This is a genomic window from Levilactobacillus yiduensis (assembly GCF_024718525.1).
Classification (GTDB): domain Bacteria; phylum Bacillota; class Bacilli; order Lactobacillales; family Lactobacillaceae; genus Levilactobacillus; species Levilactobacillus yiduensis.
Window position 1 is genome coordinate 1 of record NZ_JAMXAZ010000019.1, and the last position, 26,289, is coordinate 26,289.

Annotated in this window: 26 protein-coding genes; 5 read left to right on the plus strand and 21 right to left on the minus strand. The window is 51.4% G+C overall.

Annotated features, from left to right (window positions below):
* Positions 1-148 precede the first annotated feature (148 nt).
* From NGM66_RS10355 to pyrF, 4 genes are all read right to left on the minus strand, one after another.
* Positions 149-952: an ImmA/IrrE family metallo-endopeptidase gene (locus NGM66_RS10355; RefSeq protein ID WP_208907277.1), complete on the minus strand. Its 804-nt coding sequence runs from the start codon at positions 950-952 to the stop codon at positions 149-151.
* The gene (locus NGM66_RS10360) at positions 945-1,319 is read right to left on the minus strand and encodes a helix-turn-helix domain-containing protein (RefSeq protein ID WP_258115602.1); all 375 of its coding nucleotides are present in this window, start codon (positions 1,317-1,319) and stop codon (positions 945-947) included. The genes NGM66_RS10355 and NGM66_RS10360 overlap by 8 nt, the downstream gene beginning before the upstream one ends.
* 153 nt (positions 1,320-1,472) lie before the next feature.
* Positions 1,473-2,108, minus strand: coding sequence for an orotate phosphoribosyltransferase (pyrE, locus tag NGM66_RS10365; protein WP_208907275.1), 636 nt, complete (start codon positions 2,106-2,108; stop codon positions 1,473-1,475).
* Positions 2,105-2,821, minus strand: a complete 717-nt coding sequence (gene pyrF / locus NGM66_RS10370) for an orotidine-5'-phosphate decarboxylase (protein WP_208907274.1) — start codon at positions 2,819-2,821, stop codon at positions 2,105-2,107. Before pyrF ends, pyrE begins: the two co-directional genes overlap by 4 nt.
* Before the next feature lie 402 nt (positions 2,822-3,223).
* Here pyrF and NGM66_RS10375 point away from each other — a divergent pair, with 402 nt between their 5' ends.
* The 3 genes from NGM66_RS10375 (at position 3,224) to NGM66_RS10385 (ending at position 5,531) form a co-directional block, all read left to right on the plus strand.
* Positions 3,224-4,456, plus strand: a complete 1,233-nt coding sequence (locus NGM66_RS10375) for an MFS transporter (protein WP_208907273.1) — start codon at positions 3,224-3,226, stop codon at positions 4,454-4,456.
* Positions 4,457-4,764: 308 nt separating this feature from the next.
* Positions 4,765-4,947, plus strand: a complete 183-nt coding sequence (locus tag NGM66_RS10380) for a hypothetical protein (RefSeq protein WP_208907272.1) — start codon at positions 4,765-4,767, stop codon at positions 4,945-4,947.
* A complete protein-coding gene (locus tag NGM66_RS10385; RefSeq protein WP_208907271.1) occupies positions 4,947-5,531 on the plus strand; it encodes an ATPase in 585 nt (194 codons plus the stop codon). Before NGM66_RS10380 ends, NGM66_RS10385 begins: the two co-directional genes overlap by 1 nt.
* Positions 5,532-5,643: 112 nt before the next feature.
* Here the strand turns inward: NGM66_RS10385 and pepI are convergent, their stop codons facing one another.
* The 11 genes from pepI to NGM66_RS10440 all read right to left on the minus strand — a co-directional run bounded on the left by pepI (position 5,644) and on the right by NGM66_RS10440 (position 19,556).
* On the minus strand, positions 5,644-6,528 hold the full coding sequence (pepI, locus tag NGM66_RS10390; protein ID WP_208907270.1) for a proline iminopeptidase: 885 nt from the start codon (positions 6,526-6,528) through the stop codon (positions 5,644-5,646).
* Position 6,529: 1 nt separating this feature from the next.
* The gene (locus NGM66_RS10395) at positions 6,530-6,961 is read right to left on the minus strand and encodes a MarR family winged helix-turn-helix transcriptional regulator (protein ID WP_208907269.1); all 432 of its coding nucleotides are present in this window, start codon (positions 6,959-6,961) and stop codon (positions 6,530-6,532) included.
* A gap of 261 nt (positions 6,962-7,222) precedes the next feature.
* On the minus strand, positions 7,223-8,287 hold the full coding sequence (gene rsgA, locus NGM66_RS10400; protein ID WP_208907268.1) for a ribosome small subunit-dependent GTPase A: 1,065 nt from the start codon (positions 8,285-8,287) through the stop codon (positions 7,223-7,225).
* Positions 8,288-8,574: 287 nt separating this feature from the next.
* Positions 8,575-10,539, minus strand: a complete 1,965-nt coding sequence (locus NGM66_RS10405; RefSeq protein WP_208907267.1) for an elongation factor G — start codon at positions 10,537-10,539, stop codon at positions 8,575-8,577.
* A 38-nt stretch (positions 10,540-10,577) separates the two neighbouring features.
* Positions 10,578-12,137 (minus strand): hypothetical protein, encoded by a 1,560-nt coding sequence (locus tag NGM66_RS10410; protein ID WP_208907266.1) that lies wholly within the window; start codon positions 12,135-12,137, stop codon positions 10,578-10,580.
* A gap of 145 nt (positions 12,138-12,282) precedes the next feature.
* Positions 12,283-12,750, minus strand: a complete 468-nt coding sequence (locus tag NGM66_RS10415) for a hypothetical protein (RefSeq protein WP_208907265.1) — start codon at positions 12,748-12,750, stop codon at positions 12,283-12,285.
* Between the two features lie 12 nt (positions 12,751-12,762).
* Positions 12,763-13,263 carry a hypothetical protein gene (locus NGM66_RS10420; RefSeq protein ID WP_208907264.1) on the minus strand — a complete coding sequence of 167 codons (501 nt, stop codon included), beginning with the start codon at positions 13,261-13,263 and terminating at the stop codon, positions 12,763-12,765.
* Positions 13,264-13,425: 162 nt separating this feature from the next.
* Positions 13,426-15,339, minus strand: a complete 1,914-nt coding sequence (locus NGM66_RS10425) for a hypothetical protein (protein WP_208907263.1) — start codon at positions 15,337-15,339, stop codon at positions 13,426-13,428.
* Positions 15,340-15,840: 501 nt separating this feature from the next.
* Entirely contained in the window at positions 15,841-16,254 is a 414-nt protein-coding gene (locus NGM66_RS10430) for a hypothetical protein (RefSeq protein WP_208907262.1), read from the minus strand.
* A gap of 82 nt (positions 16,255-16,336) precedes the next feature.
* Positions 16,337-18,253 carry an Ig-like domain-containing protein gene (locus NGM66_RS10435; RefSeq protein WP_208907261.1) on the minus strand — a complete coding sequence of 639 codons (1,917 nt, stop codon included), beginning with the start codon at positions 18,251-18,253 and terminating at the stop codon, positions 16,337-16,339.
* Between the two features lie 268 nt (positions 18,254-18,521).
* Complete coding sequence (locus NGM66_RS10440) at positions 18,522-19,556, minus strand: SDR family oxidoreductase (protein WP_208907260.1); 1,035 nt, start codon at positions 19,554-19,556, stop codon at positions 18,522-18,524.
* A 115-nt stretch (positions 19,557-19,671) separates the two neighbouring features.
* On the opposite strand from NGM66_RS10440, the gene NGM66_RS10445 reads away from it, so the two are divergent.
* Positions 19,672-20,247 carry a TetR/AcrR family transcriptional regulator gene (locus NGM66_RS10445; protein ID WP_208907259.1) on the plus strand — a complete coding sequence of 192 codons (576 nt, stop codon included), beginning with the start codon at positions 19,672-19,674 and terminating at the stop codon, positions 20,245-20,247.
* A gap of 394 nt (positions 20,248-20,641) precedes the next feature.
* Here the strand turns inward: NGM66_RS10445 and NGM66_RS10450 are convergent, their stop codons facing one another.
* Both NGM66_RS10450 and NGM66_RS10455 read right to left on the minus strand, forming a co-directional pair.
* Positions 20,642-21,502 carry an AAA family ATPase gene (locus tag NGM66_RS10450; protein WP_258115603.1) on the minus strand — a complete coding sequence of 287 codons (861 nt, stop codon included), beginning with the start codon at positions 21,500-21,502 and terminating at the stop codon, positions 20,642-20,644.
* A 60-nt stretch (positions 21,503-21,562) separates the two neighbouring features.
* Positions 21,563-22,255 (minus strand): EAL domain-containing protein, encoded by a 693-nt coding sequence (locus tag NGM66_RS10455; RefSeq protein WP_209279988.1) that lies wholly within the window; start codon positions 22,253-22,255, stop codon positions 21,563-21,565.
* 86 nt (positions 22,256-22,341) lie between these two features.
* Between NGM66_RS10455 and NGM66_RS10460 the strand changes: the two genes are divergently transcribed.
* Positions 22,342-23,709 carry an FAD-dependent oxidoreductase gene (locus NGM66_RS10460; RefSeq protein ID WP_245155273.1) on the plus strand — a complete coding sequence of 456 codons (1,368 nt, stop codon included), beginning with the start codon at positions 22,342-22,344 and terminating at the stop codon, positions 23,707-23,709.
* Between the two features lie 45 nt (positions 23,710-23,754).
* Here the strand turns inward: NGM66_RS10460 and NGM66_RS10465 are convergent, their stop codons facing one another.
* From NGM66_RS10465 to NGM66_RS10480, 4 genes are all read right to left on the minus strand, one after another.
* Complete coding sequence (locus NGM66_RS10465) at positions 23,755-24,240, minus strand: hypothetical protein (protein ID WP_208907257.1); 486 nt, start codon at positions 24,238-24,240, stop codon at positions 23,755-23,757.
* 139 nt (positions 24,241-24,379) lie between these two features.
* Positions 24,380-24,997, minus strand: a complete 618-nt coding sequence (locus NGM66_RS10470; protein ID WP_208907256.1) for a sugar O-acetyltransferase — start codon at positions 24,995-24,997, stop codon at positions 24,380-24,382.
* Positions 24,998-25,211: 214 nt separating this feature from the next.
* Positions 25,212-25,907: a type 1 glutamine amidotransferase domain-containing protein gene (locus tag NGM66_RS10475; protein WP_208907255.1), complete on the minus strand. Its 696-nt coding sequence runs from the start codon at positions 25,905-25,907 to the stop codon at positions 25,212-25,214.
* Positions 25,877-26,227 carry an ArsR/SmtB family transcription factor gene (locus NGM66_RS10480; protein ID WP_373418487.1) on the minus strand — a complete coding sequence of 117 codons (351 nt, stop codon included), beginning with the start codon at positions 26,225-26,227 and terminating at the stop codon, positions 25,877-25,879. The genes NGM66_RS10475 and NGM66_RS10480 overlap by 31 nt, the downstream gene beginning before the upstream one ends.
* Between the last annotated feature and the right edge of the window lie 62 nt (positions 26,228-26,289).

Here is a 26,289-nt window from a genome sequence, read left to right on the forward strand (position 1 = left end):
CGCTCCTCTCCAATCCCCTGAGAACCCCTTGGTATCAGTATTTGGTTCAAATGGCTAACTTGTTCTTGCAATTTGCGCATTATCTTTTTGATAACTCTCAGCAAATATCAACATATTTGTATCAATGAAGGTACGAATATCTTGCCGATTAATCATCCGCCACCTCAAGTCGATCGATCTTTTCTTTGCGCTGCTTGAGATACTGCGTCGCCTGATTAGGATCAGCATGGGTTAGAAAGTTCGCGGCTGCCATTAAAGTCATTTGCTTATGATCGACCTGATTTTTAACGAATTCAGACAGTCCCGCAAATTTTTCAAACCTCACTGCTTCATCTAGTGGACTGGGTGGGAACTCAGACTGTTCTAAATACAACTGCCATCTCTGCTTACCCCAATTCACAATCGTCCGCTGCACCGGTAGTCCCAATTCGCTTAAACGACGACAAACGGCTACGTACGGCATTGCTGCGAGGTTAGCCATACGAACGACCAGCTCTTTAGTTACTTGCTTAGTGGGCACTTCCTGGTTCTGTACGTACTTGTTCCAAATCTTCACAACCGTAGCCTGCGGTAACATTAACGCCGCCGCAAAGTGGTCAGCAGCCCGTTCGCTGTCAAAATTGGGAGCAGCTGCACTGTGCTTGATGACCTCGCTTTGCTCCCCAAACATTGCGCTTGCCAGTGCTAAATGCCACATTTCGTGTGCCGCACTATAATATCGCGCCCGCAAATCCTGATGTGTGTTCAAGACCACAAATTGTTTACTTTTATAAGCAACCAAAGCACCAAAGAAGCTGGGATCATCAATATTTTGATAGACAACTTGTGCATTTTCAGCTATCAAGCTCTCAATGTCAGCCCCGATAAATATCTCTGAACCAATATTTTCCTTTAAAAAAACTTCGGCCGCACCTTCAGCAACCTTCTCAGAAAAACGCGTCTGCTTACTCATGATTGGCTACCTCTAAATCCACGTAACACTGAATATCCCAAAGCAATTTGTCAAAATTCTTTGCAAGTTTAGGATTGGAAAAACTTCCCCTTAACGTACACTTCAATTCATTGTCAGCCGGGTTATGCGCATCCTTAGCCAAATCATCTGGCGTCAAGCCCGTAACCGTTGAAATGCGCAACAAATGCTTCGTTTGCATTTTTCTCTCGCCATTGAGCATCTGACTGACCAAAGGCGCACTAACATCAATTTGCTTGGCTAACCAACTTTGAGGATGATTATTTTTCTTTAACCAACTTTTGATGTTTTTAATAACGATTTCATTGTTCACCGCATCCACCTCCACAAACATAGTGACATTCTGCATCAAAGGTTATCTTGATTTTACCATCGTTGTAAATATTTACAACAAATAGGCCTAAATTGTAAACACAGCGCTAGTCGTTGTCACCATGGGTAGATTTTACGACGTTAGAAGCACCGGCCTCCCATTCAAGACGCCGTTGTTTCACATGAAACACTACCGGCGCGGCCAGTGCCAAGGGTCGGCCCGCCATTGTTGTAAGGAGGCGAACTCTGCGGCGGACATGTCGCCCTCGGCCCGAGCAACCGCAATCAGGGTGCTGTAAGTGGTCAGTGGCGTCAGCGTCAGGCCAGCTTGCCGGAAATTAACGACGCTATCGGGGAGTTCATACGAGAAGATCGCCACAACGCCTAAGACGGTGGCCCCGGCCGCCTGAACCGCCCGTGCAGCGGCCAATACACTGCCGCCGGTTGAAATCAGGTCATCGATCAAGACCACCTGGTCATCAGCGTTCAGTTGGCCCTCAATCTGCTTCCCCTGGCCGTGATCCTTGGGTTTGGCGCGCACGTAATTCATGGGAAGATCGAGTCGATCAGCTACCAAGGCTGCATGCGGGATTCCCGCAGTGGCCACCCCACCAATGGCGGTGGCGGTCGGATAGTTCTCTTCAATCAATGTAGCTAATCCGTCCGCAATGGCCGCCCGAACACGCGGATAAGCAATCGTTTGCCGATTATCCGTGTAAATGGGGGCCTGCATGCCACTGGCCCACAAAAATGGGGTCTGCGGTGCCAAGCTGACTGCCCCAATGTGTAAGAGGTCTGCTGCAATCTTATCCGTAATCGTCATCATTTTCCTGCCTCCCATTCTGCTAACACCTGATGATACGCCACAACTGGATCGGCGGCTTGCGTGATCGACCGGCCAACGACGATGCCGTCACTGCCTAAACATGCGGCCTGAGCGGGGGTGACGACGCGTTGCTGATCATCGGTTGTATCCGCGGCCAGCCGAATGCCCGGATTGATGCACAGAAAGTCCGGGCCGGTCGCCGCATGGATCACGGGGTCCTCCAGCGCCGAGGCAATGACCCCGTCCGCACCATTGGCCTGAGCCAAGCGCGCGAGATGCTGCACGCTCGTCGGTAAGTCAACGTTGACCAGCTGTTCAGCTTGCATCTGTGCTTCCGTGGTCGACGTCAATTGGGTGATGGCCAATAACTTTGCCGGTGCCACTCCAGCTTCACGGCTTCCCTGGTCCAAGCCCCGCCGAGCCGCCGCAATCATCGCTGCCCCACCGGCCGCATGGACCGTCACCAACGCGACCCCTTGCCGCCCCAGCTGACGCATAGCCCGCTCGACGGTGTGGGGAATATCATACAATTTCAAGTCCAAGAAGATCTGCAGCTTGTCCTGTCGTAATGTTCGTAAAATACTGGGGCCGGCCGCATAAAAGAGTTCCATCCCTACCTTGACCATCGGCCGATCAGTTGCGGGAAAGTGGGCTAAAAACTCGCGCACGATCTGTTGATTTTCAAAGTCTAGTGCCATAATCACTGGGCGCATGTGCAAGGTCCTTTCTTCAAAAAAAGTCCGGCTAGCACCTGCAGAGGGCTAGCCGGACTTTACCCACAAATCGGTTTACTGCAGGATTTTCCGTCCAACTTTTTAGTCTCACAGGGCTAAGTTAAAGTTTAGTTGCTATTGAGTTTAGCGAAAATCCAGGCTCGCGTCAACCTCATTTTTCAGGTTAGACGATTTACCTAGAAAAATAAAGGAACAACGCCTTTTCCCACCAAAATAGTTAATTTTCCTAATGATTGACAATTTCAAGAATCCGTATAATTAATTTAATATTAGGAATAACGGTTGCTTTTCGGTGGTGGTCATGGCATAATATTGCCAACGTCCGGTTAGCCGGCAAAAATAACGAATGTCTGTGAACATTCATTTTGGAGGAACTGAATAATGGAAACCACCACGCAAGACCACGCGCTTAACTCGCACCAGAAGTGGACGATTGCTTCGACTTCGGCAGGATTCGCCTTGGAGAATATGGACGTCATGTTCTTATCGTTCGCCCTTTCTTCAATCATCGCTGACCTACATATCAGCGGGGCTCAGGCCGGCCTGATCTCTTCGATCACCAACCTGGGTATGCTCGTGGGCGGCATCTTATTTGGCATCTTGGCCGACCGCTTCGGCCGCGTTCGGACCTTCTCGCACACCATTTTCATTTTCGCCTTCGCGACCGCTGCCATGGGGTTCGCCAGTAACATCACCTGGATCTACGTCTTCCGTTTCCTAGCCGGCGTCGGTGCCGGTGGGGAGTACGGTGTGGGTATCACGCTGATTGCCGAGAGCTTCTCGCGGGATAAGATTGGGAAAATGACCTCGGTGGCCGCTGTCGGCGGTCAGATTGGCGCCATCCTCGCCGCCGTTGCCGCAGCCTTTATTATCCCCACGATGGGATGGAAAGCACTCTTCGTCCTAGGCTTGGTGCCCGTCGCCTTGACCTACTTCGTTCGGCGCCACCTGCGTGAAAGCGACGAATTTTTAGCCGCTAAAAAAGCCCCTCGCAACCAACAGCAACCGGTCCAAATTCGCGCGCTGTTCAAGACGCCTAAGTTGGCCTACCAAACGGTGGCGCTGATGATCATGGTTATCGTACAAATTGCCGGATACTTCGGGTTGATGAACTGGTTGCCGGCCATCATGCAACAAAAGCTGGGCTTGACGGTCTCCGGGTCATCGGTATGGATGATTGCGACGATTGTCGGCATGAGTATTGGGATGATGACCTTTGGTAGCATTCTGGATTACTTCGGTCCACGGCGCGCATTTGGCATCTTCCTGATTGCCTCGGCCATCGCCGTCTTCAGCATCACCTTGGCCTTCAATCAGCTGACCTTAGTGCTAGCCGGTGCCATCATCGGCTTCTTCTCTAACGGGATGTTCGGCGGTTACGGCGCGGTCATCAGCCGCCTCTACCCCACTGAAATCCGGTCCACAGCCAACAACGTCATCGTCAACGTCGGTCGGGCCATCGGCGGCTTCTCCTCCGTGGCCATTGGCTTTCTGATGGACCACTACACGCTAACCGTGGTCATGGGCTTCCTGTCCGTGCTCTACATCATCAGTTTCACGGTCATGCTCACGATTCCCAGCCTCCGCAAGATGGGCGTGGTCAATGAAGATTAAGCTAACTTAAAAACTTGAAATAAGCTCTAACAAACAAGTGGTGTTAATTGCCGGTTCGTTGACAATTAACACCATTTTTTACTTGGGAGAGGATAGCTAATTATCCTGACCTAACACTAAATTAGGGCACACACCATATCGCAAATTCGTTCAGATATTTTAGAGATAAACGACATTGAGGACGTAACGATAACAGTTTCCAGAGACTTGATTACGTGCAATACCGATTTGGTTGTTCGCTACGAGACTGGTAACTAGAAATACGTTATACTAATGTTAAATCTAAACAGAAAGTATGATGATCATAAATGGCTAGTAATCCAGTTTCTAGAATCTTTGACGATCCCGAAAAATATGATATCGATGCTTTGTTGCATGGTGCACTATACGAAAAAGACCCCCAGAAGAAGGATGTCTATTTAGCCCTATACAATTACGTCTTGGGCGAACGTCAAAAAAAGACCATTAGCCAGAAAGGATTCGTCCGCTAATGGCCAATCCTAAGTTTATTGTCGTGGCTGGAGTCAATGGTGCAGGTAAAACAACGCTGTATACTGACAATCAAAGCCTTTTTGCCAATACTAAACGTGTCAATGCTGATGAGATTTTGCGTCAGCAGCGCGGTGATTGGCGCAGTTATGCTGATAATTTACGTGCCATGCGTACAGAACTGAAGCTAATTGACGCATATATACAGCAAAGGACATCATTTCACATGGAAACAACGCTAGCAGGTAATGGCAAGACGCAACAAGAGCTGATTACTCAAGCACATAGTCAAGGCTTTATCGTAACGCTATTGTACGTTGGTGTCTCCAGCCCCCAAGTCGCAGTGAGTCGGGTTGCCGAACGGGTCTCAAAGGGAGGCCATGGCGTTTCTACTGAATTAATTTTGAAAAGATTCCGTCAGTCACTGAATAATTTACCCAAAATTGCACGTTCAGCTGATGCTGTTAAAATCTATTCAAATGACCAATTATTCCACTTGATCTATGCAAGGGACCAAGACCGTATTTTACAAGACAAACTCAGCCTACATCCCTGGCTACCCAAAATTGATAGACCAATTCTGTAAAAATTTGAGACAGTTCCCAGAATCCAAAATAATAAGTGGTGTTAATTGTCATGAATCGGCAATTAACACCACTTTTCTTTGACATGATAAAAATTATCTCAATTTTTTCGACTTAATCATGTGCCGCTAACCACGCGCTTAACCGCGTCAAATAGGCAGTCGACTCATCGATAAACGCCATGTGTCGACTGTGAGCGAACAGGTGCCAGGTCGCATGTGGCAAGGCATCGACCATGGTCTTAGCGACTAGCGGCGTGCACAGATCATTGGTGCCGCTGGTCACCAGCGTGGGCGTCGTGACGTGCGCCAATTTAGCCGTGTAATCGTAAGCCTGCAACGTCCCCGTTGGCACATATTCGTTGGGCCCCCACGCCACGTTGTACGCAGCCGTACCCGCACGTTTGGGCCGCCGCAAAAATTCAGGCGAGTCCGCCGTGACTGGTCCCGCCGCGTGGGCCAACATGTAGCGGTCATTGGCGGCCAAGTAAGCAGGCGCGGTAAAATCCCCACTGGCTTCGGCCTGCGCGATGGCGGCTTGGTCGGCTGGGGCCATGAACTTGATCAGCCGATGTTGTTCCTGACGCCACAGGGCAGCCGACGACAGCGTACTGGCCAAGATCAGGCTCTGAATCCCAGCCGGCTGGTGGTCACACAGGTAAATGATGGCCAACATGCCACCCCAAGATTGGCCCAGCAAGTGGACACGTTCCAAGCCCAAATACTGCCGCAACGCCGTCAACTCCGCCACCCAGGTATCCGCCCGCCACAAGCTGGCGTCGTCAGGCATGCTGGAGCGCCCGCAACCCAACTGATCATACATCACGATTGGTCGACCCGTTTGCTCCGCTAACTGATCGAAGCCCTCGAAATAGTTGTGCGTCGAACCGGGACCCCCGTGTAACAGGAGTAAGGGCGTTGGTCCCGCCGCTAAATCCCCAACGACCCGGTAATACGTTTGGTACTGGCGAAACGGCATGAATCCTTCGTGCACCCGCATGTTACCCCTCCAATCCGCTCTGGGCCGCCGTCAGTAGCGTCAGCAATTCCCGCTGCTGAGCGGTATTCAACTCTACGGTCAACTGCTGGTAAGCGTCGGCGCGCGCCCGCTCGAAAGCGGCGACGACCCGCTGGCCACTCACGGTCAAATACAGCTGCTTGTTCCGTGAATTGTCGGCGGGGACCCGACGGACGATGTACCCCGCTATTTCAAGCTTCTTCAAAAAAGCTGAGACCGTCGCCGCGCGCCGTTGCATCGCCGTCACAATATCTTTTTGGATCAATCCTGGTCGCTCGTCAATCAATTGCAAAACGACGGCCTGTTGCGGCGTAACGGCCGCGTCATCGGCCAACGTGGCCGCAATTTGCCGTTCCTCGGCAAGAAAAATCTCCCGAATCCGGGCACTGATGGCCTGACTATTCTCTGTTGCCATTGCTATCACCTCGCCCTTAGTTTACCAAAGTGTTTGGTGGAAATACAATTAGCTAAACTAACAAAGGTTACGGGTTGCAAAAGCCGATGTAGTAAAGCTAACTGTTAGCCTTACTAACCACATATAAACACACTCATAAGACCGACTTTGCAGGGATCTCCCCCAAAAAAATCTTTCCCTCTTAAAAGGGCCGGCGACCGCCAAATCCGCGGTCACCGGTCCTTATTTTCATCAATTACTGTCACTGTTCCACATGAAACGTTAGCGTCGTTTAACCCGCTTCACGTGGTCCATAGTCTGCTTCATCGCGCGCTTACTCCCAAAGGCGCGTTCAATCTTGGCATTCTCCCGTTCACGCGCATTCATGTCGCTGTATGCCAGTTCACGCTGGAGCTTCTGGTAGCTGGCCAGGCGCTCGGCATCTAGTTGCCCGGCGGCCAAGGCGGCCTGAACGGCGCACCCGGGTTCTGTTTGGTGGGTGCAGTTGCGGAACTTACAATGGCTGGCCAACGCCGTGACATCAGCGAAGGCCTGGTCTAAATTACCGCCTTGGACCTGGAGTTCACGCATCCCCGGGGTATCGATCACCACACCCCCGTCTGGCAACCGCAAGAGTTCTCGCGCGGTCGTGGCGTGCCGGCCCTTGTCGTCATCGGCGCGAATCGCTTTGGTCGCCAACTGGGCGGTCCCTAACAGATGGTTGATCAGCGTGGACTTGCCCACCCCCGAAGACCCAATGAACGAAACGGTCTGGTTGCCCGTCACGTAAGCCTTCAACGCAGCGACCCCTTCGCCAGTCTGGGCGGAGCACGTCAGGACGTCCACTCCTACGGTCACGGGGGCCAACTCGGCTAATTTAGCCGCCACGTCGGCACACAAATCGGCCTTGGTCAGCACCACGACCGGCACGGCGCCACTATCCCAGGCCATCGTCAGGTAGCGCTCGATTCGCCGGGCGTTGAAATTCGCGTTCAACGACATGCAGATGAAAATGGTATCGACGTTAGCGGCAATTACCTGACCGCCCGCCTTGCCCACGGCCCCACGAATCAGAACGCTTTGACGCGGCAAGACCCGCTGAATCATCGCTGGCGTCTGAGTGGCGGTCACGGCGACCCAATCCCCCACTGCGGGAAAGTCAGTCGCTTCACGTAGGTTGTGACTGAGTCGACCAGCCACTTGGGCGGATTGACTGCCCCGCGCGGTGATCACTTGATACAGCTCACGGTGTTGCGCCGTAACCCGCGCTAACGTCTGTCCGGGCAGCGTTCCCGCTTGGGCAAATCGGTCGGTAGTGGCGCCAAATTCTTGTAAATCAATGGTCAATGCTATCGGTTCCTTTCTTCAATGACGGTACCCGAAAGGTCGACGCTGACTGCTGATTGACGGTAGCAAAAAAGAGCGTCGTCAAAACCACGCCCACTAATTGGGACGCTCGACAGTCAGTAGATCGTGCTAACCATTACGGGCACACTAAACACAGCGGGAAATTTCCCACTTTTTTAGCATCCTGCGTAACGCTTAGTAACCGACTGACATCGAGCAACCCTCCGATTCATTTAATTGCCATTAGATTATCATGGCTGCACGCTGATTGTCAACACGTTGGCAACTTACCGACCTAACTTCCGCAAATCCGCCGGCGAGTAAGCATAGTCGACGTGCGCCATGCCCGGCACCTCGTCCCACGGCACGGGATAGCCGGCCCCATGAGCGCAGAACACGGAATCCGGCGTATTCGGCAAGTCCGCCACGGGGGCGTAGGCCTGTTCCGCCACGATGTCATCTTGGTTGTGGCACGGCCGGTAGCCGTCGACCAAACATTCCAGTTGGCCCTTACCGTGGGTGTAGGCCTGCACCGCTTGGGCGTAATCCTGCATCTCGGCGACTGGCGCCGTCCCGGTCAAGACGACCATCCCGGCCGCACTGCTCGTCCCATCGGGGGTGTCAAACTGGCCGTGCATTCGCTGGATATCGTTCATGGCACGGCCAACCTGATCTTGGCCGATTTCCAGGCGAAATTGATACCACGGTTCCAACAGCTGGCACGCCTGTTCCTGACGCAACATCATCAAGCCTTGTCGGACCGCCCGCCAGGTGGCCTCGCGGAAATCTCCGCCAACCGAGTGGACGATGCTGGCGCGCCCGGTGACTAGCGTGATCTTCACGTCGGTCAATGGGGCTCCGACCAAGACCCCCAGTTGCGTTTTGGCACGCAGATTGGTGAGGACTTGATGTTGCCAATTTTTCCCCAACACCTCTAGTGAGCAGTTGGTGGCAAACGTTAGCCCACTGCCCCGCGGCGTGGGTTCTAACAGCAGATGGACCTCCGCGTAGTGCCGCAGCGGTTCAAAATGCCCCACCCCTTCAACCGGCTGGGTGATGGTCTCCTTGTAGAGAATACTGCCGGCGCCAAAGCCAATCGCCAAGTCGAAGCGGTCGCGCAACAGTTGTTGCAAGATTTCCAGCTGCACGCTGCCCATGATTTGGACGCGAATCTCTTGCAGCTGGTTGGACCAGGTCACGTGTAGTTGCGGATCCTCATCTTCCAGTTCCTGGAGAACCGTCAAGCAGTGATGAATATCATTGTCGCCGGGGTCCACCGTGTAGGTCAACACTGGCTGGATTTCTGGCGACCGGCCAGCGACTTGTTGGCCCAGCCCCTGTCCCGGATGCGTGTCCGTTAGATTGGGAATGGCGCAGACCTCGCCCGCCACGACTTGTGGTTGCACCGTGAATTTAGACCCATTGTAGACCCGCAGCTGATTGACCTTCTGCTCACCCAAGATGACGTCCTTGTTGGCCAAGACGCCCCCAGTCACGCGGATCCAGGTCAGTCGTTCGTCCTGGTCGTGTGAAATTTTGAAGACCTTGGCCCCAAATTCAGTGGGATAGTTATTCTCCTGGGTCCATTTGGACAATCCAGACAAGAATTCGGCAATACCGTCTAATTTCAAGGCTGCTCCAAAGAAACACGGGAAGACTTGTCGTTGCTGAATCAACCGACGCACCGTGTCATCAGCCAACGCGCCCGTATCCAGGTAGTCGGCCAGCACGTCATCGTCTTGCATGGCCACGTTTTCCGTGGCATCCGCAGACAGGTCCGTTCCGTCAAAGGCGATACAGCCGGGCGAAAAGGTGGCCTGTAATTGCGTCAAAACGCGGTCCTTATCCGCCGTTACGGCGTCCATTTTATTAACGAAGATAATCGTGGGGACGTGGTAATGGTCTAGCAAGCGCCACAGCGTTCGGGTGTAGCCCTGAATGCCATCGGTGGCCGAGACCACCAGAATGGCATAGTCCAAGACGCTGAGGACCTGTTCCGTTTGCGAGGCGAAGTCCACGTGACCCGGGGTGTCCAGCAAGGTCAACTGCAGGTCCTGATAGGTCAGGCTGGCCTGATGGGAGAAAATGGTGATGCCGCGTTGTTTTTCTAAATCATCGGAATCCAAGAAGGCATCCCCGTTGTCGACGCGGCCCAGCTGTCGAACCGCGCCAGACTGGTACAATAGTGCCTCCGATAACGTGGTCTTGCCGGCATCCACGTGGGCGACGATGCCCGTGACTATCTGTTTCATCACTTCATAACTCCCTTCTCAATTATGTTTGCCAAGTCTTAACGCCTCTTCCGCCGTCGTTGTTTGCGAGCCGCCTTCATCGAAATGACATTGCCCCGCTTACGGTTGACCACTGGTTGGAGAGCCGCGATATTTCGTTTTCCCTCTTCGGCAGTGAGGTAACCCTCGTCAACAAACATGTGCATCAACGCTGTCAACAAAGCCACTAACTGCTGCGGCTCCCGGCCATCATGCCGAATCCACTTGGCAAAGTTTTCCCAAACAACCGGCGGACAATCATTCAGCATGACCAGTTCTTGCCCGTAGAGCATATCTGCGAGTTGCGTCAACGTATCCATGAGCTTATATGCCCCTTGCCACTCAGATGACGCCCCTTCTAATGGATACTGGGTCCGCAACAACCACAACCGTAAGCCGCAGACAACACTAAAGGCATGAGCCTTTCTGGCATCGGCTTTACGCCAACGATGGCCACTAATCTCAGTGACATGGTCCTTCGTCAAGTAGGTTTCTTGTGGATCCGTGTCAAAATTAACAGCCAAGTCGATCATGAGACTGTCATGATCTAATAAGGCTTGGAATTCCTCGGCCGTAAAATCCGTCCCATCCGGGAGACGAGCTCCCCCTTCATAGGCACTATCTAGCCCCCCTTGCGCGTTGACTTTGTCCATAAAGGCCTGAACTGCGGTATCATCGTCAGTATCGATGTCTTCAGCCCGCATTTGTATGATCGCTTGTTTGGCTGGACCAAAGTTGTTGGGGTCTTGGGCTTGTGCGACTGCCTTGGGGGCAATGTCGTTCAAGTACCGCTGATAATTCTCGGCCCGATTAACATTCAACCAGCCTTGCTCGGCCGCAAAAGTCATGACGTGGCCGATGACCGGGATGACAGCCCCAATCTCTGCCGCTGTCAAATCCAGGTTCGAGACAAAATACCCACACAAGACGCTGGACAGGACTTTTTTCGTCCAGCTTTTTGGGGTCTTCCGGTACGTATCGTAGGCCTGTTCACCCAACTGCTCAACGGCCAACTCTAACGTGTCGCGGGTTAAGCCGGGATTGCGATCCTTACGCCAACCTGGGCTCTTAAGGTAGGCCGCGACCCACTTTGCCGTGTACCGCCGAATGCTTCTGGCCGTATACTCTTGCCACTGGGGCAAGCTGGGATCATCCCGCTCATCAAAATCACCCATCGCCACTGGCGTTTCGGGTTGCGACCCCAACCACACATCACTCAACTGATACTCTTGTTCAAACTGATCTAACGCGGTGGCTAAGGCTGTTGCCTGAATCTTAGTGGCGCCGGTCTCAACCAGATAATGTAAGAACTTCTTGATGATGCTATAACTAACGAGAAAGAATTCTTCGGTACCTGGCGCATCCTGCTGAACGATAACTGTCGTGAAATCCTCTAAAGCACCGACCATGGTTTGCGTCGTCCACTGACGAAAATCAGCCGTTTTGCCACTGTCGTCAATGCCTGAAAGGTACCCTGCAAGCATTTGCTGGACCATTTCATCTGGAAATTCGGCCAGATCACGGTAATCCGCCGAGGCCTGAAAACTAGACCAAAGTGTGTTTTCTGCTTTCTTTGCCACCAATAATGCCTCCCTATTTGGTATTCATCGTAGGTCAATTTTACCGTACCCACGCAGAGAATGCACCTGGGAACTGCGTATGGTGGCAACCGACTACACGAAAAGCCTGGACGCGATTGTCCCAGGCTCCGGTTGATGACCCTATTTACCGTGTGACTTTCGTAAAAATTGTCGTTCGTGCGGGATTGTAGGCGGTCAATGTTAGCCGGTCCTGCCCTTTCACACGACTACGTTTCAACAGCATGGTTTGCTTGGGAAACGCCATCTCATTTAGCTTGTACGTGAAGGTCCACAGATTGGCGTGCCGCTTTGTCAGCGTAAAGGTTCGGTGATTCTTTAACTGACGGCTCAACATTAACCGCGATTTATTTTTGGCATGAAGCGCCCGTACCTTGGTCTGGCCCATCCGCTCGCGATACGTCTTAGCCGTGAAAATTTCTACGCCATACGCATAACTGCCCGCTTGATTGCCCCGATAGTGGGTTACCCAAGTGCCACGTAAGGCCCGCGGTACCGTCGTTAGTTTCGCGGCATTGGCTGTCACTGAGGCTAACCCTAACCCCGCAGCAATTCCCACCGCTAAAAAGTTGCGTGTTATTGTGATTACTCGCATATTTCGATTCGCCTACCTCACCTTAAACTGCCGAGCCAGCTTCTTTGTTGCATAGTATTGGCTGTTAACTTGTTTGCCGTTGGCCGAAACATTCTGGACGACCTTGACCCGACGTCCGTTGCGCTTAATTGTGGTGCGCCGATAATATCCCGCTAGTGGTAACGTGATGCGATTCGACCACGGTTCAACGCGAATTACTCCTTTTTTCTGCGTTGCATAGACCCAGTCAAGATGTTGCATCTTTTGCTTGACCGGTAGCCGCCGCGCATGGAGTGGACTGCCCACAAAGTTCTTAGTCATATTGGCGAGAAAGTAAAATTTGTGCGTCGTAAAACGCACGCCATTATAGTAGTGGTACCCATCTACTTTGCCGACATCCTGATACCACGTTCCCCGCAACGCGCGCGGAAATGTTGTTAAAGACGTTCGACGTTTAGCCTGCGCCGTCACAGGACTAACGGTCCCCGTCGCACCGACCAGCAGAACTAGCGTTACCCATTTTGTTAGTTTCATCAGACTGCCTCCGATTATGTCATTTTGCCAGAACCCGCAAAACCCGCACACAGCCGGCCTAGCTACGCTTAGCATACCCGTTCACTACTACGGGGTCAACGCTATTTGCTATTTAAAAAAATGACCGACAACTGGTGTCGATCATTTTTGAATCGTTTATTTTTATGATGGTGCCGAGGTAATTGTCCAGAGCAGTGTTGAAGAATACTCTCCGGGATAGATGGCTTGGCTGGGGATATTTAAGAGTAGCTTGTCCCCGTTATTCGCATTTAAAGAGCCAACCTTGATACCCGGGCCACTGTAGAGAACGTCCTGCGCTTGATTATTCAGAGCCTTAGTCATCCCATTGCTATTATAACTAAGCGTCGCATTTAATGTGTTGGTGCCATCACTGAAAGGTGCCTCTTGCTGTAGCGTAATCGTCGTCCCCGTCTTCGTCCGTCGATTATCAGTCACATTGAGCAGGTCACCACCGCCGACAACTTGCCCGGTAATGTTTTGATCAATATTCGCATAGGATAATGAACCAAAGGTGACTTCACCTGCTGCCTTAGTAGTCAGCGCATTATTTGACGTTTTAACTGTCAGGTTAGTGTTACCCGTATACGTACCTAATTCATTCCCCTGCGCATCGTAACCAACAATAAGTGGCACTGTCTGAAATGTCCCATCGGTGACGATATCCGAGGTGAATTTAACATCAAAAGGAATTGACTGATTGGGTGTAACTGGAATGTTCTTAAACTCAACATAAACTTCCGAATCATTAGGGCCAGGCTCGGTTGCATATTCAAACAGTCCCGGCGTTTTTCCGCCAACCACCAATGGCGTATTTTCAATATTTGCAGGAAGTAAAATTTTAAACGTTGCCGTTTTCATTTTCGTATCTGGGTTTGAATCGATAAAACTCCCTGAGATTTCACATTGATCACCAGCAATCACGTTACTTAACAAGGTTGGGGTGTCACCTGTACTATCCGTTAAGTTCGTGATCTTGTTGGTAAAGCTAACTTTAGGCGAATAGCTAAACATCACATTAAGCGTGGCCGCATTGGTTGTAATTGTCTTAGTATTGGAATCAGAAGCAATCGTAATCTTCGCATAGTACTGTGCTTTATTATCCGCAGATGTTGTTGTCGGCGTCGTGTACGTAAGACTCGTTCCGCTGGCGACCTGGGTTGCTGTACTACTGCCAGCGGATTGTTTATACCAAACCACTGACTTAGGCGTTGCGGCAAAACTCCCCTGGATGGAGAACGTCGCAGCCTTACCGGAATTTACGGTTTGATCATCCAGTCCCCCACCAATCTTAATGTCTACAGAACCAGTTTCAGTGGTCCCATCATCATTCTTAATTGTCCCAGTAATCGTCACTGTTCCAGAACGCCCCGCCGTGTTAGCCGTTACTGCACCTGACGTTTTATTGACTGTTGCCAAGTTCGCATCACTACTGGACCAAGTGATATCCCCGGTTGCGTCAGCTGGTGTTGGTGTCCCGTAAACTGTAGTTGTCGCCGCTTTGTCTTGGTTATTATAAAGATACGTGTCATCCGCCTTAACCGACAAGTTCGTGGCATTAACCGGATCACCCAAGGTTGTGACGGACGCTACCCGCGAGTAATAATACATGTCAGGAGTCAATGGTGGAATGAATAAGTAGTAACCAAAAGATTCTTGATAATAAGTCGTTCCTGCTTTGGATGGCGTTACCGTCAAGTTAGAACTGGTCTGTCCACTCATTGTACTCCAGTGTGCACCTGCATCCGTAGATTGATACCACTGAAAGTGATTGTATGCCAGTGGATTAAAGAAGGTATCCAAAAAAGAATATCCCACCGCCGAGGTTAACGTTTTAGACTGTCCTACCGTGGTATATTCATCCTGTGGCTGTAGTCGAAACCCCGTATTGGTATACCAAAGCAAAAAGCTATCTGGATCAGCCGTTGGCGTGCCATACCCAGACACGGTCGCCGCATCAGCCGTCACCGTCGTTTGCCTAGCATTGCCAAAACAAACAACTGCCACTAACATTGTCATCAACATAACGAGTAGACGCCCTAGTTTTTTACTCGTCATACTATCGTCTCCTTCTACACACGCTATTCACGCAGAATATCCCCGTTTTCGTCCCGGTTATTGCTGTCTATTGGACTGACACCCGTACCGAATCCTATGTCACCTGGTCATTACGCAACGCTGCTTCACGAATCTGAACGGGTAATTCCCGAATTTTTTCGTTAAAACTATGACCCAACTCAGCCTTTTAACGAATATTCTACGTAACTCCCCGATTATCACTTGTGACAGTCTCCGCGGGCTAATCACGGCCTGCCTTTCAACGCACAAGTAGCTTCGTCAACTCATAATTCCTAGTGTTACGAATTGACTACTCTGTCTATTTTTATTATACTTTTTATTTCGCATAAATACCATTTTAATCGTCAATTATTTTAACTATCGATATATAAGCTGAGTGTTATTCGTTGCAAATACTTCCGTTTCATGCATTGCTGCCGTTAAAAAACCGCCGCCTTCTCATGACGAGATCAGCAGCGGTTATTTTAGCGCATTGGGGCGCTATTTTCGATAATAGTAGAAATAGATATTTTTGTTCTTGATTGGATCATACGCATAAGTCTTCAAAGCTTTCTTGCCATGATGTTTGACCGGCTTCAGTCTTTCAGGCATGTCACCACTGGCAAGGCCAATCACATAGTAGCCCGCTTTGGTTTTGCCCTTAACGGCCAGCCGGCGCGCCCACTTGGCCTTCATGGTTGTGGTTGAGCCCCCCTTTACCCGGGTGTACTTGGTAAACTTCAGTTTGCTAGCCTGACCAGACCAGTGTTTTGTCTGCCAAGTACCCCGTAATGCCGTGGGTACTGACTTGTAAAACTTCATTTTTGCATTGGCCGTTGGACCACCGAAGCTCAACCCAATCACAGCTGTGAGCACTGCCAAGCCTAACATGAGGCTCTTCTTTAATCGTTTCACATTAACATCCCCTAAACCATTAGATACTTGTAGTATATCATGGCCCTCCAACAATTTCACCACCGCTGTTTCACATGAAACATTATCCCTGCGGCGCCGAAATGAACGTCCACTGTAGCGTTGCTGTGTAGGGTCCGGGGTGAATGACAGCCGGTGCTAATCGCAAGGCCAGTTGTCGCCAGTAATTTGGCCCCAGTGGTGGCACTGTCTGACCATCCGCAATCGTGGTCACCGCTTGGGCGGCCGGCCCCAACAATAGGCGATCCCCCTGGCCATCATCAAACCACAGGGACGCCGCCAGTTGGTGAGTGCCATCTTGAAAGGCCGTGACCTGTTGAAGCGCGACCTGAGTGGCGGATTTTTTGCGGCGATAGTCGGCCACATCTAACAGGTTGCCCGTGCCTTGCGTCGCCACCACGTCCTGATTGAAATTATCCGGGCCGACCGTTCCAAAATTTACCGGCTGGGCAGTCGCATGTAAATTGCCATCGGTGAAGTGTAGTGCGAGCGGATTCCCCTGATAGGTTCCCAACGGCTGGTTGGCCGCATCGCTCCCCACCAGCTGAACGCGCGTCGTATAGTCCAGTAACGCCGTTTGTTGCGAGGTGAAGTCCACCGTAAACGTGTGCCACAGGGTCTTCGCTAAGACCAGCCCGCTGACGATCAAGTCCACGTCGGTCCCATCCGCAGTCGATTGTCGATTGGCTTGGACTGTCTCCCCGTCAATCTGGACGCCCGACACTTGCGCACTGCTGGGTAACCGCACCACAAAATCGCCATCCGTTAATTTGGAATCGACATTTAGATTCAGGATCATGCCCGAGATTTCACACTGGTCATCGGGAATCACATTACTCAGCGAAGTATTCGTATTTCCCGTACTATCGGTAAGATTCTTGAGTTGGCTGGTCACCTTTATTTGCGGCGCACGACTAGGGGTCACGGTTAATTTCGCCCGACCAGTCGTGATTGTTTGTGTCTGTGGCTTTTCTTGTTCATCAAGCATGGTCATCTTGATTTCCGCATAAAATTGCGATTGGTTATCTGCCTGCGTGGTGGCGGGCGTGGTGTACGTCAGGCTTTTGTTTTTCGCCACCACCGTGTCAGTCCCGCTGGGCATCACCTTGTGCCAGGTCACTTCATCGGGCACCCGCTGCCCTGCACCCGAAATGGTAAAGGTTGCCGGCTGAGGTTCCTCAACGGTCTGGTCAGCTAGTCCCCCGCCAATCGTAATGGTCGTGCTGGCGGTAGCGGCTGTTTGATTGGCGTTTTGCAAGGTTCCCGTCACTGTGACCTTGCCGGATTTACCGGCAGTATTGGCCGTCACCTTCCCCGTCGCAGTATCCACGGTTGCCAAACTGTCATCACTACTGGTCCAACTCAGATTCCCGGTTGCGTTGGCCGGCGTAGGTGTGCCGTGAACGTAGGTCGTCGCTGCTGTCTTTTGGTTGTTGTAAAGGTAGTCACTGTCGCTGGTGACCGTCAAGTCGGTCGCATTCACTGGGGCCGGCAGGGTCGTGACCTTGGCAACCCGAGAATAGTACGTAGCCGTCACCAAAGGAATCGGAAAGAACGTGTAGTACTGAAAGGTTTGCTGGTAGTAGACCGTCCCTTCTTTATCTGATGAGATAATCAGATCAGCCTTGTTGCCATTCTTCACTACCTGCCAGGACGTCCCGGCGTCCGTCGACTGATACCATTTAAAATGATCATACGCAGTGATTCCCGTCACGATAGCCCACATCGAGTGTGCCGTGTCGGTCGTCAGGACTTTGGTATCGGGTGATCCCAGGTAAGTGTAGCGGTCATCCGGCTGGAGACTAAAGCCGGTGTTTAGATAAAATCCGAATAGGCCAAACGGTGCGGGACTGGGTGGCTTTATTCCAGGTACTGTGTCAGCCTGAACCAAACGCGGAGATAGTGGTAGCAGTTGCCAAACGCCGACCATGACTAACATGATGCCCCAGATAACTCCCCAATACCGTATTCTCCGTCCCATTGCTGGTCGCCCTCTCTGATTTTTTAGGTTCGGTCCATTTTTTTACTGGATTATAAGTAAATACGATTAACGAATCCGTTATTTGCAGTTTATTCTCCCCTGAACCCGTTAATAATCTTCAGCTTGCTACCCACATTATAGTAACTCTTTCGGCGAAAATCTATGATAAAGTGTATATTATTTTATTTATATATCATTAATCGTTTTACCCCATACCACAAAACGGGCATCCGGGAAAACATCCCCCGATACCCGTTTACGGCACGCTTTAGGCCGTCACAATGCCCAAATCAATCATGGATTGCGCCGTCGCAATAATGGCGGCCTTGGCTGAACGTGGCTGCCAGCCCAGTAGGTTCACGGCCTGCGCGTTGCTGGTCCCCGCGTACTGCCCAACGATGCTGGCAATCATCTTCAACTCCGGCTTGACCAGTGCCGCGGCCTTGATGACCGCATTGGGAATCGTCTTTGTCGGGAGCTTTGCCGCAAATGCTGGGAACGCTGTTCGCAACACGTCGGCCACCTCCAGCATCGACAGGGTCTCGCCCGTCGTTGCCAGGAAGCGTTTGCCAGCGGCCTGGGGACTCGTCATGGCTAACAAATGTAGGCTCGCCACGTCGCGTACATCCACGTACCCCGAATCCACGTGAGGAACCGCTTTGAGTTGGCCCTCAAGCAATTGCCGAATCTGGACATTGGAATGTGAGTAGTCACTGGCCAAGACCGGCCCCATGACGCCCACGGGATTGACTGTGGCCAGTTCCATTCCCTGCCCCGCCGTTGCGATGAACTGCCAAGCCGCCTTCTCTGCCAGTGTCTTTGACTTCTGGTAGGGGTGAACGTGAGGCGCCATGACATCCGACCAATCCTTTTCCGTATACGGCGTCGTCCGTCCGCGGTGCCCGGCAAAAATGGCCCCGTAGGCCGACGTCAGCACGACCCGTTTGACACCCGCGTCTCTGGCCGCCGTGAGTACGCGCAAAACACCCTGCACGGCCGGCTGGATCATATCATTTTCATCCTTGAATACCCGGTTGGGAGTGGGTGATGCCACGTGAATCGCGTAGGTGGCCCCGCGCAACGCCTCCGGCCAATTCTGATCACTGGTCAGATCTGCTTCAACCACGGATAGTGCGCTAAAATCAGTCACCCCACCGTTAGTCAACATTTCTTTAATCAAAGCCGTTTTCTCCAGCGACCGGACCGTGGTCCGCACCGCATACCCTTGTTGCAACAGCTGTAAAATGATATGAACGGCGATAAACCCACTGCCACCCGTGACCACCACTAATTTCTTTGTCATCTTTATTTCCTCCTCGCTATTGTTTCACTTGTAACGCCTGTGCCAGTAATATACAATGAGCGTGCCACCAAAGCAAGCGCCAACAGCGCATCAGTGACAGATTGGAGAAATTGTTATGGCAGCTACCCAGCACGCACAAAACCTCAAACAAGACTCACAGGACTACCTCGCCACCGCCCTGCTCCAGCTATTAGCACACACGGACCTCAGCGACCTCACCGTCACCGCTGTCGTCAAACGGGCCGGGGTCAGTCGGATGGCTTTTTACCGTAACTTTACGACCTTGACGGATGTCTTGCTTGCCCACTTCAGCCCCATCATCTCAGGCCAGTTCGATGACATTTTGGCGCACGTTCCCCAGGACCAAAAGCTCACTGCCCTGGGCACCTTCTTTACGGACCTCGGCCCAACACTCCGGCTAGCCGTCACGCGTGGGTTCGAGCCCGTTTTCCAACAGCTATTTGACGAGAACATGCAGCGGTTCTATGCCGCAACGGTGACTTGGCCCGGTGCCACGCCGATCCAGAAGAAGTATTGGACTCAATTCATGTCAGCCGGCATTTACCGTATCTGGCGCGAATGGCTGCTCGGTGGTCAGCAAGAATCGCTGGAAACCATCCATGACCTGATTGCTACCTTCCAAACGGCAACGATGCAGGCGCTCCAGGCGGCGACACCCCAACGGCCCTAATCCTTTAGGCAGACAAATAGCCCCAGCGTTTACTCAGTTTGAGAAAGCGCTGGGGCTATTTGTTATTATTAAAATATGCAAGTTTGAGAGTAGCTAGATTCATTGTGATGTCGGGGTTTATGGCGACATAATTAGTCTTTGAATGCAACTTTGTCCGTGCTGGCCGCCTACCGTCCGCCAAATATGGGTCGTGTTGCTGTGGGCGGACGGGTCGAGTCAAAATTCAAACCGAGTCGGTGGACCGTTCCTCAGGCCGCCAGCGTTCCCCGTAGCTACCGGAATCTCTGGTAGCCATGGGTGTTGGGTGTGGACTAATTTAATGTTCAGAAACCTTGTCAGCTGAGATTTTTGCACGTACAAACCTTCAGTCACTAACACCCAGCCACGAGTGCCATCAAGCTTCAAAATCCTGCCGGTGGGCCGCAAAGAAATCTGCATACACCTGGACCGCCGGCAATTCTGTCCACCGTTTGGTCACCACTGGCGTCGCATCCAAATCATAAATTTTGGCATCTCGCAGCGCCAACACGAACGGCGAATGTGTGGCAATCACAAATTGACAGCCGAAGAACCGGGCGCTATCCGTTAAGAGACGCACCAACTCCTGTTGTCGGGCGGGGGACAACGAGTTTTCGGGTTCGTCCAACAAGTACAGCTGATTGTCCTGAATCCGTTCGGCAAAAAACTGCATGGCACTCTCGCCGTTTGAGCGTTCCGTCACGTTCTTTTGCAAATGCTCCCGGACGTATCGCGACTGTGTTTTCCGGCGGGTCTCTAACGTCTTTTTCAGTTCATCGTAGTCCGCCAGATCATGATGTTGGAAATCACCAAATTTATGATTGAGGTAATCCTTGAAGGTTTCCTCGCGCTTCAGGTCAATCCCCTGATTCAACGCGCGTAGGTCCAGCATGTGATTAAAAATCTCATCGCTGGTAATAATGGCCGATTTTTCCGGCAACGGCACGTGCATCGTATACGTGCACAGGTCCAGGTAGTCTTCAAAGAAGCTGGCCCGGTTGTACAGCGCGCCTCGTTGGAGGTGTAGCTTTTCCGCAATCACATTCAGCAAGGTCGATTTACCCGAGCCATTGTCGCCGTAAAAAATAGTGATGGACGCAAATTTTAATGTGGGCAACTGTTTTGCTGGAAACACCTGAAAGGGATAATAATCCGAGTAGGCCCGACTCTTCTGGTTTAAAAAGAACTGAAACTCCTGGTCCTCGCTGGCTAGCGTGAAATCTTCTAGGTATGGCACTGGCGTTCACTCCTCATGCATTTCCGGCTTAAGCACCACGGAAGGCCCCTGCTTTGAAAATCAGTCTGAAAAGGTATCCTGTGGTAGCTTCAACAAGCGTGGCTTACTGAAATAATAGCCTTGCTTCAACTTGATGCCCAGCTTTTTGCTTAGTTGACTGTCCGCGTGATCCTCAATGCCTTCCAACACCAGACGCAACCCATATTCTTCCGTGATTGCCCGCCAGAAGTGGATTTTGCGCTGAATAACGGGGTCGCTGAAGTCCTGATGGAAATTTTGTAACGCAAACTTAATCTCGGACACCATCGGCAATAAATCCTGGATGCCCTGGTAATAATTATCACCCGTGCCGACATCATCCAGGGACAATTCCATGCCCTGATTTAGGAACTTTTTTAGTTGCGGAATCAGGTCTTGGACCGAATATTTCTGCGGCCCATCGTCCTCCGTTAACTCCACCACCAGACGGGTCGGGTAAATCTGTTCTTGGCTTTTGGTAATCGCCGATGCAATTGACGTCGTCATTAATTGCTCACGGTTAACGTTTACTGAACAATACCGCACTTTAGGCGATAAAACTTTCGTTGTTTCAACTAACAAGTCCGCCACGATCTGTGAGTCAATGGCCGAAAATGATGCTGGTAAACGCCAACCGTCAGGGGTCAATTGCTTCATCAACAATTCATAACCGAAAACCGTTTTCGTTTCCGTATTAATCTGTGGTTGGACAAAATACCGATAAATTGGTTCCAAAAGATACTACCCCCTCATGAACAGTTTGCATTGCTTTATCTTATAGAACAGTATACTATAATTAAGTAAATTAGTAATAGAAAGAAATGATTAATGTTATGAAAGTCGTCGTCATCGGCTGTACCCACGCGGGAATCGCGGCGGTCAAACAAATTTTAACGTATTACCCCGAGGCAGATATCACGGTCTACGAACGGCAAAATATGATTTCGTACTTGTCCTGCGCAACCTACCTGCACATCGAAGGGACCGTTGCCGCCCTGGCCGATGCGCGCTATGCTGAGCCCGAGGAGTTTGTGAAACAAGGGGTTCAGATGAAAACGGACTTTGATGTTATTCGCGTTAACGCGCAAGAACATTGCTTATTAGTCCAAGATTTACTGACGAAAAAGATCAGTCGTGATAGTTATGACAAACTCATTGTGACGACTGGCTCGGTCACGGCCATCCCGGCTATTTCCGGGGTTGAAAATCCCAAGGTTCTGTTGTGCAAAACTTACGATGAGGCCCACGACCTCTGCTCTTACGCGGCTGACGAACAGAGCGTGGCTATCGTTGGCGGGGGCTACGTTGGTGTGGAACTAGCGGAAGGCTATACCGCCGCGGGCTACCAGGTCCTCTTAATCCAAAAGCCCGCTCACCTACTTAACGGCTACGTGGAACCAGCTATCGGGGATAAGATCATGCAGCTGCTGATTCGCAAGGGTGTGAAAGTCCTGACCGATACGGTGGTTACTTCATTTCAAGATGCCCCGGACGATCAGCTGTTGATTACCACTGACCAAGATAGCTACCATGTCGACATGGCCGCCATTAGTGCGGGCATGATTCCCCAAACCGACCTACTGGCAGGGCAAGTCAAAATGGCCAAGAATGGTGCTATTTTGGTGGATGATTACCTGCAGACGTCAGACCCCGACATTTTTGCGGCGGGTGATGCGGCCATGAACCACAACAATCCCACGGACGACAGCGTGTACGCACCGCTGGTCTCTAGCGCCGTCCGGCAAGGGACCGTGGCGGGCATCAACGTCGGCGAACGGCGAATGCGGACGCTGGGCACACAGGTGACTACGGGCATGAAAATCTTTGAACACACCATGGCCTGCACCGGCTTGACGGTCGCTGCGGCTAAGGCCGCCAACCTCAACGTCGGCCACGTCGAATATACCGGAACGTACCGGCCCAGCTTCATGCCAGCGGCCCACCCCATTACGGTGGAGCTGTTGTACGATCGCAACAACCGAAAAATTTTAGGTGCACAATTGTTCTGCGCCCATGACGTTTCCCAAGCGGCCAACACGGTCTCCGCCCTGATTCAAAATGGCGGAACGATTGATCAGCTGGCCTTGCTGGACATGTTATTTTCACCGAACTTCAACGAACCCTTCAACTACCTGAACTTAGCGGGCCAACTGGCCGTGAAACAGGAACATGGGTATTGGCGAAGCTAAAAAACTAGCGACCCTCAATGTGCGAGGGACGCTAGCTTTTTTCATTTACCGGTTAAAATGACCGGCAATCTTTTTGCTGGGGTAATAAGTGGTATTGACATGGCCGCCAGAAAATTCCTGGAGCACCTTGATGTGGTGGTGTTGGTAGGTCTTGGTTCGAACACGGTAAGTCCCCTCAAGCGGCAAGGTGACGGTTTTTGCCCACAGGCCAATGTGAATACCACCATGCTGTTTCTTGGCGTAGATCCATGGCTTGGTACTGTCCTTCAACGGTAGCTTTTTCGCGTGGAGGTGGAACTTAGCAAATGTCGTGTTCGTGTCGTAACGCATCCACGCGGTCTTGGCCTTGATTTTGATAGCATTGCCGCGCTTCCCTGCTGAAGTGTACCAGCTGTGGCGGAAAGCCTTGGGGAAGGTCTTCAACGTGTATTTGGCCTTGGCCTGCGCTGAGGTGGCTGGCGTGGTCAGTGCGCTGGTAAGCCCCAGACCGGTGATGGCGGCGGTGATAGCAATGAACTTGGATAATTTCATGATGCGGATCTCCTTAGTAACTGAGTTGGGTGTGACAAGACACCGTCACAGCACTATCCTACAACACCGGCATGACACATGATGGCACTCACAAAAATTAGTTGCTTGTCGCTAGCTTAAAAGCGCATTGCCGTCCCTTTTACGCCTTAAATAGTGCCGGATCAATCCGCCGGTCCTTGAAATAAAATTCCTGATCATGCTCGTTGACCTCCCGGAGCACGCGGCACGGATCACCGACCGCCACGACGCCATCTGGCAGATCCTTGGTGACCACGCTACCGGCACCAATGACCACGTTGTCGCCAATCGTAATCCCTGGGAGCACGATGACGCCCGCTCCCAGCCAACAGTTGCGGCCAATGTGGATCGGCATATTGTACTGATAATTTTGTGCCCGCAATTCCGGGTTGATGGGATGACCGGCCGTGGCCAGCGTCACGTTGGGGCCAATCATGGTGTGGTCACCCACATAGATATGAGTGTCATCAACTAATGTCAGGTTAAAATTGGCGTAAACGTTATCACCAAAGTGAACGTGATGTCCCCCAAAGTTTGCGTGAAATGGCGGTTCTACGTAGCAGTTTTCTCCCAAGTCAGCGAAAAGTTCCCGGAGGATTTTTTGCTGCTGCGCTGGTTTACTCGGCCGCGTTTGATTGTAATCGTAAAGTCGATCCAGATAACGTTTCTGCTCGACTTCAATGGCGGGATCATCTGGGAGATAGAGATCACCGGTGTGCATTTTGTCGCGGTTCGTCATAGCAAGTATCCTTTCTTCTATTCGTAATGATACCGCTATCATAGCATACTTTTAATCCGTGACCCAAAAGGCAGTTATAACTTACACGTTGCCTACCTCCCCCAAAATCTGGCGTCTCACCATACAATTTTGGTAATCGCCAGCTGCTGATAACCGGCCTACTACCGCGATTTGCTGTCTGCCAAACCCTTTAACCCCATTTCCAACCGATTATTTAATTCGCCAAACTTCGGACCAGCAGCCGCGCAACTGCCTTCGCTGAAAAGGGATTCTGTCCCGTGATCAACCGGTCATCTTGAACCGCAAACTCACGGTATGCCCGCTTTTGTTGAAAGTGTGCACCGCGTTTTTCTGCCTCCACCCGGTTAAAGAAAGGAACCACCCGTTGCTTGCCCGCTAGAAATTCCTCGCTCTTGGTGAACCCCGTTACCTGACGATTGGCAATCAAGTAGCGGCCATCTGCGGTCTTGATATTCAATAAGCCCGCAATTCCGTGGCAGACCGCCGTGACGTATCCACCTTGCGTATAAATCTGAGCGGCAATTTGCTGGAGCGGTTGATTGTCTGGAAAGTCCCACATCACGCCGTGACCACCAGCATAGTAAATCGCTTGATAGTCAGCAGGCCTTACATCCACTGGTGCCAAAGAGGCCGCTAGCGCACGGCGTTGAAAGTCGGCGGTAGCATACGTTTGCATAATTTCCGCATTCGTATACTTCATACTTCGCGGATCCAATGGGACAAAACCACCACGCGGACTCACGTAATCAACGTGGTATCCGGCCTGCACCATTATTTCAGCAAACTCAGTCGCCTCACCCAACCAGAGGCCAGTGGGGGCCGCCGTATCACCATAACTTAGCATATTTGTTAATACGATTAAAATTTTCTTTCTTGTTGCTGATTGCATGCCATTACCTCCGTGACGTGGTTTAACAGTGTCTTCAATTGATCAATTTGAGTCGTTTGATGTGTGAGGTAGTAAAAGTTTTTGGTCCCGTCTCGCCGGTAGTCTACGAGTTTGACCTCACGTAAAATTTTCAAATGATGGGAAATGGCTGGCCGCGATAGCCCCGTCACACCGATTAAGTCGGTGACCTGTAGCCCTTGATGAATAACCTTCTCATCTAATAGCGCGATGATGATGGCCTGTCGTTTCTGATCCCCAAGTGCAACTAAAAAGTCACTAGCCTTCGTAAATTCATGTTTTAATTTTATCAACCCTGCCAATTTTATCATTCTTTCGTTTACAATTTTAAACCATTAAACCATGAAGAAACACGCTTGTCAAC

Bases quoted from the DNA above. Each gene is read 5' to 3' on its own strand.
- NGM66_RS10355 (WP_208907277.1), bottom strand. From the start codon at position 952: ATGAGTAAGCAGACGCGTTTTTCTGAGAAGGTTGCTGAAGGTGCGGCC.
- pyrF (WP_208907274.1), bottom strand. From the start codon at position 2,821: ATGCGCCCAGTGATTATGGCACTAGACTTTGAAAATCAACAGATCGTG.
- NGM66_RS10415 (WP_208907265.1), bottom strand. From the start codon at position 12,750: ATGCGAGTAATCACAATAACACGCAACTTTTTAGCGGTGGGAATTGCT.
- NGM66_RS10465 (WP_208907257.1), bottom strand. From the start codon at position 24,240: ATGAAATTATCCAAGTTCATTGCTATCACCGCCGCCATCACCGGTCTG.
- NGM66_RS10420 (WP_208907264.1), bottom strand. From the start codon at position 13,263: ATGAAACTAACAAAATGGGTAACGCTAGTTCTGCTGGTCGGTGCGACG.
- NGM66_RS10380 (WP_208907272.1), top strand. From the start codon at position 4,765: ATGGCTAGTAATCCAGTTTCTAGAATCTTTGACGATCCCGAAAAATAT.
- NGM66_RS10470 (WP_208907256.1), bottom strand. From the start codon at position 24,997: ATGACGAACCGCGACAAAATGCACACCGGTGATCTCTATCTCCCAGAT.
- NGM66_RS10385 (WP_208907271.1), top strand. From the start codon at position 4,947: ATGGCCAATCCTAAGTTTATTGTCGTGGCTGGAGTCAATGGTGCAGGT.
- pepI (WP_208907270.1), bottom strand. From the start codon at position 6,528: ATGCGGGTGCACGAAGGATTCATGCCGTTTCGCCAGTACCAAACGTAT.
- NGM66_RS10445 (WP_208907259.1), top strand. From the start codon at position 19,672: ATGGCAGCTACCCAGCACGCACAAAACCTCAAACAAGACTCACAGGAC.
- NGM66_RS10405 (WP_208907267.1), bottom strand. From the start codon at position 10,539: ATGAAACAGATAGTCACGGGCATCGTCGCCCACGTGGATGCCGGCAAG.
- NGM66_RS10425 (WP_208907263.1), bottom strand. From the start codon at position 15,339: ATGACGAGTAAAAAACTAGGGCGTCTACTCGTTATGTTGATGACAATG.
- NGM66_RS10460 (WP_245155273.1), top strand. From the start codon at position 22,342: ATGATTAATGTTATGAAAGTCGTCGTCATCGGCTGTACCCACGCGGGA.
- NGM66_RS10375 (WP_208907273.1), top strand. From the start codon at position 3,224: ATGGAAACCACCACGCAAGACCACGCGCTTAACTCGCACCAGAAGTGG.
- NGM66_RS10395 (WP_208907269.1), bottom strand. From the start codon at position 6,961: ATGGCAACAGAGAATAGTCAGGCCATCAGTGCCCGGATTCGGGAGATT.
- NGM66_RS10475 (WP_208907255.1), bottom strand. From the start codon at position 25,907: ATGCAATCAGCAACAAGAAAGAAAATTTTAATCGTATTAACAAATATG.
- pyrE (WP_208907275.1), bottom strand. From the start codon at position 2,108: ATGATGACGATTACGGATAAGATTGCAGCAGACCTCTTACACATTGGG.
- NGM66_RS10440 (WP_208907260.1), bottom strand. From the start codon at position 19,556: ATGACAAAGAAATTAGTGGTGGTCACGGGTGGCAGTGGGTTTATCGCC.
- NGM66_RS10360 (WP_258115602.1), bottom strand. From the start codon at position 1,319: ATGCAGAATGTCACTATGTTTGTGGAGGTGGATGCGGTGAACAATGAA.
- NGM66_RS10435 (WP_208907261.1), bottom strand. From the start codon at position 18,253: ATGGGACGGAGAATACGGTATTGGGGAGTTATCTGGGGCATCATGTTA.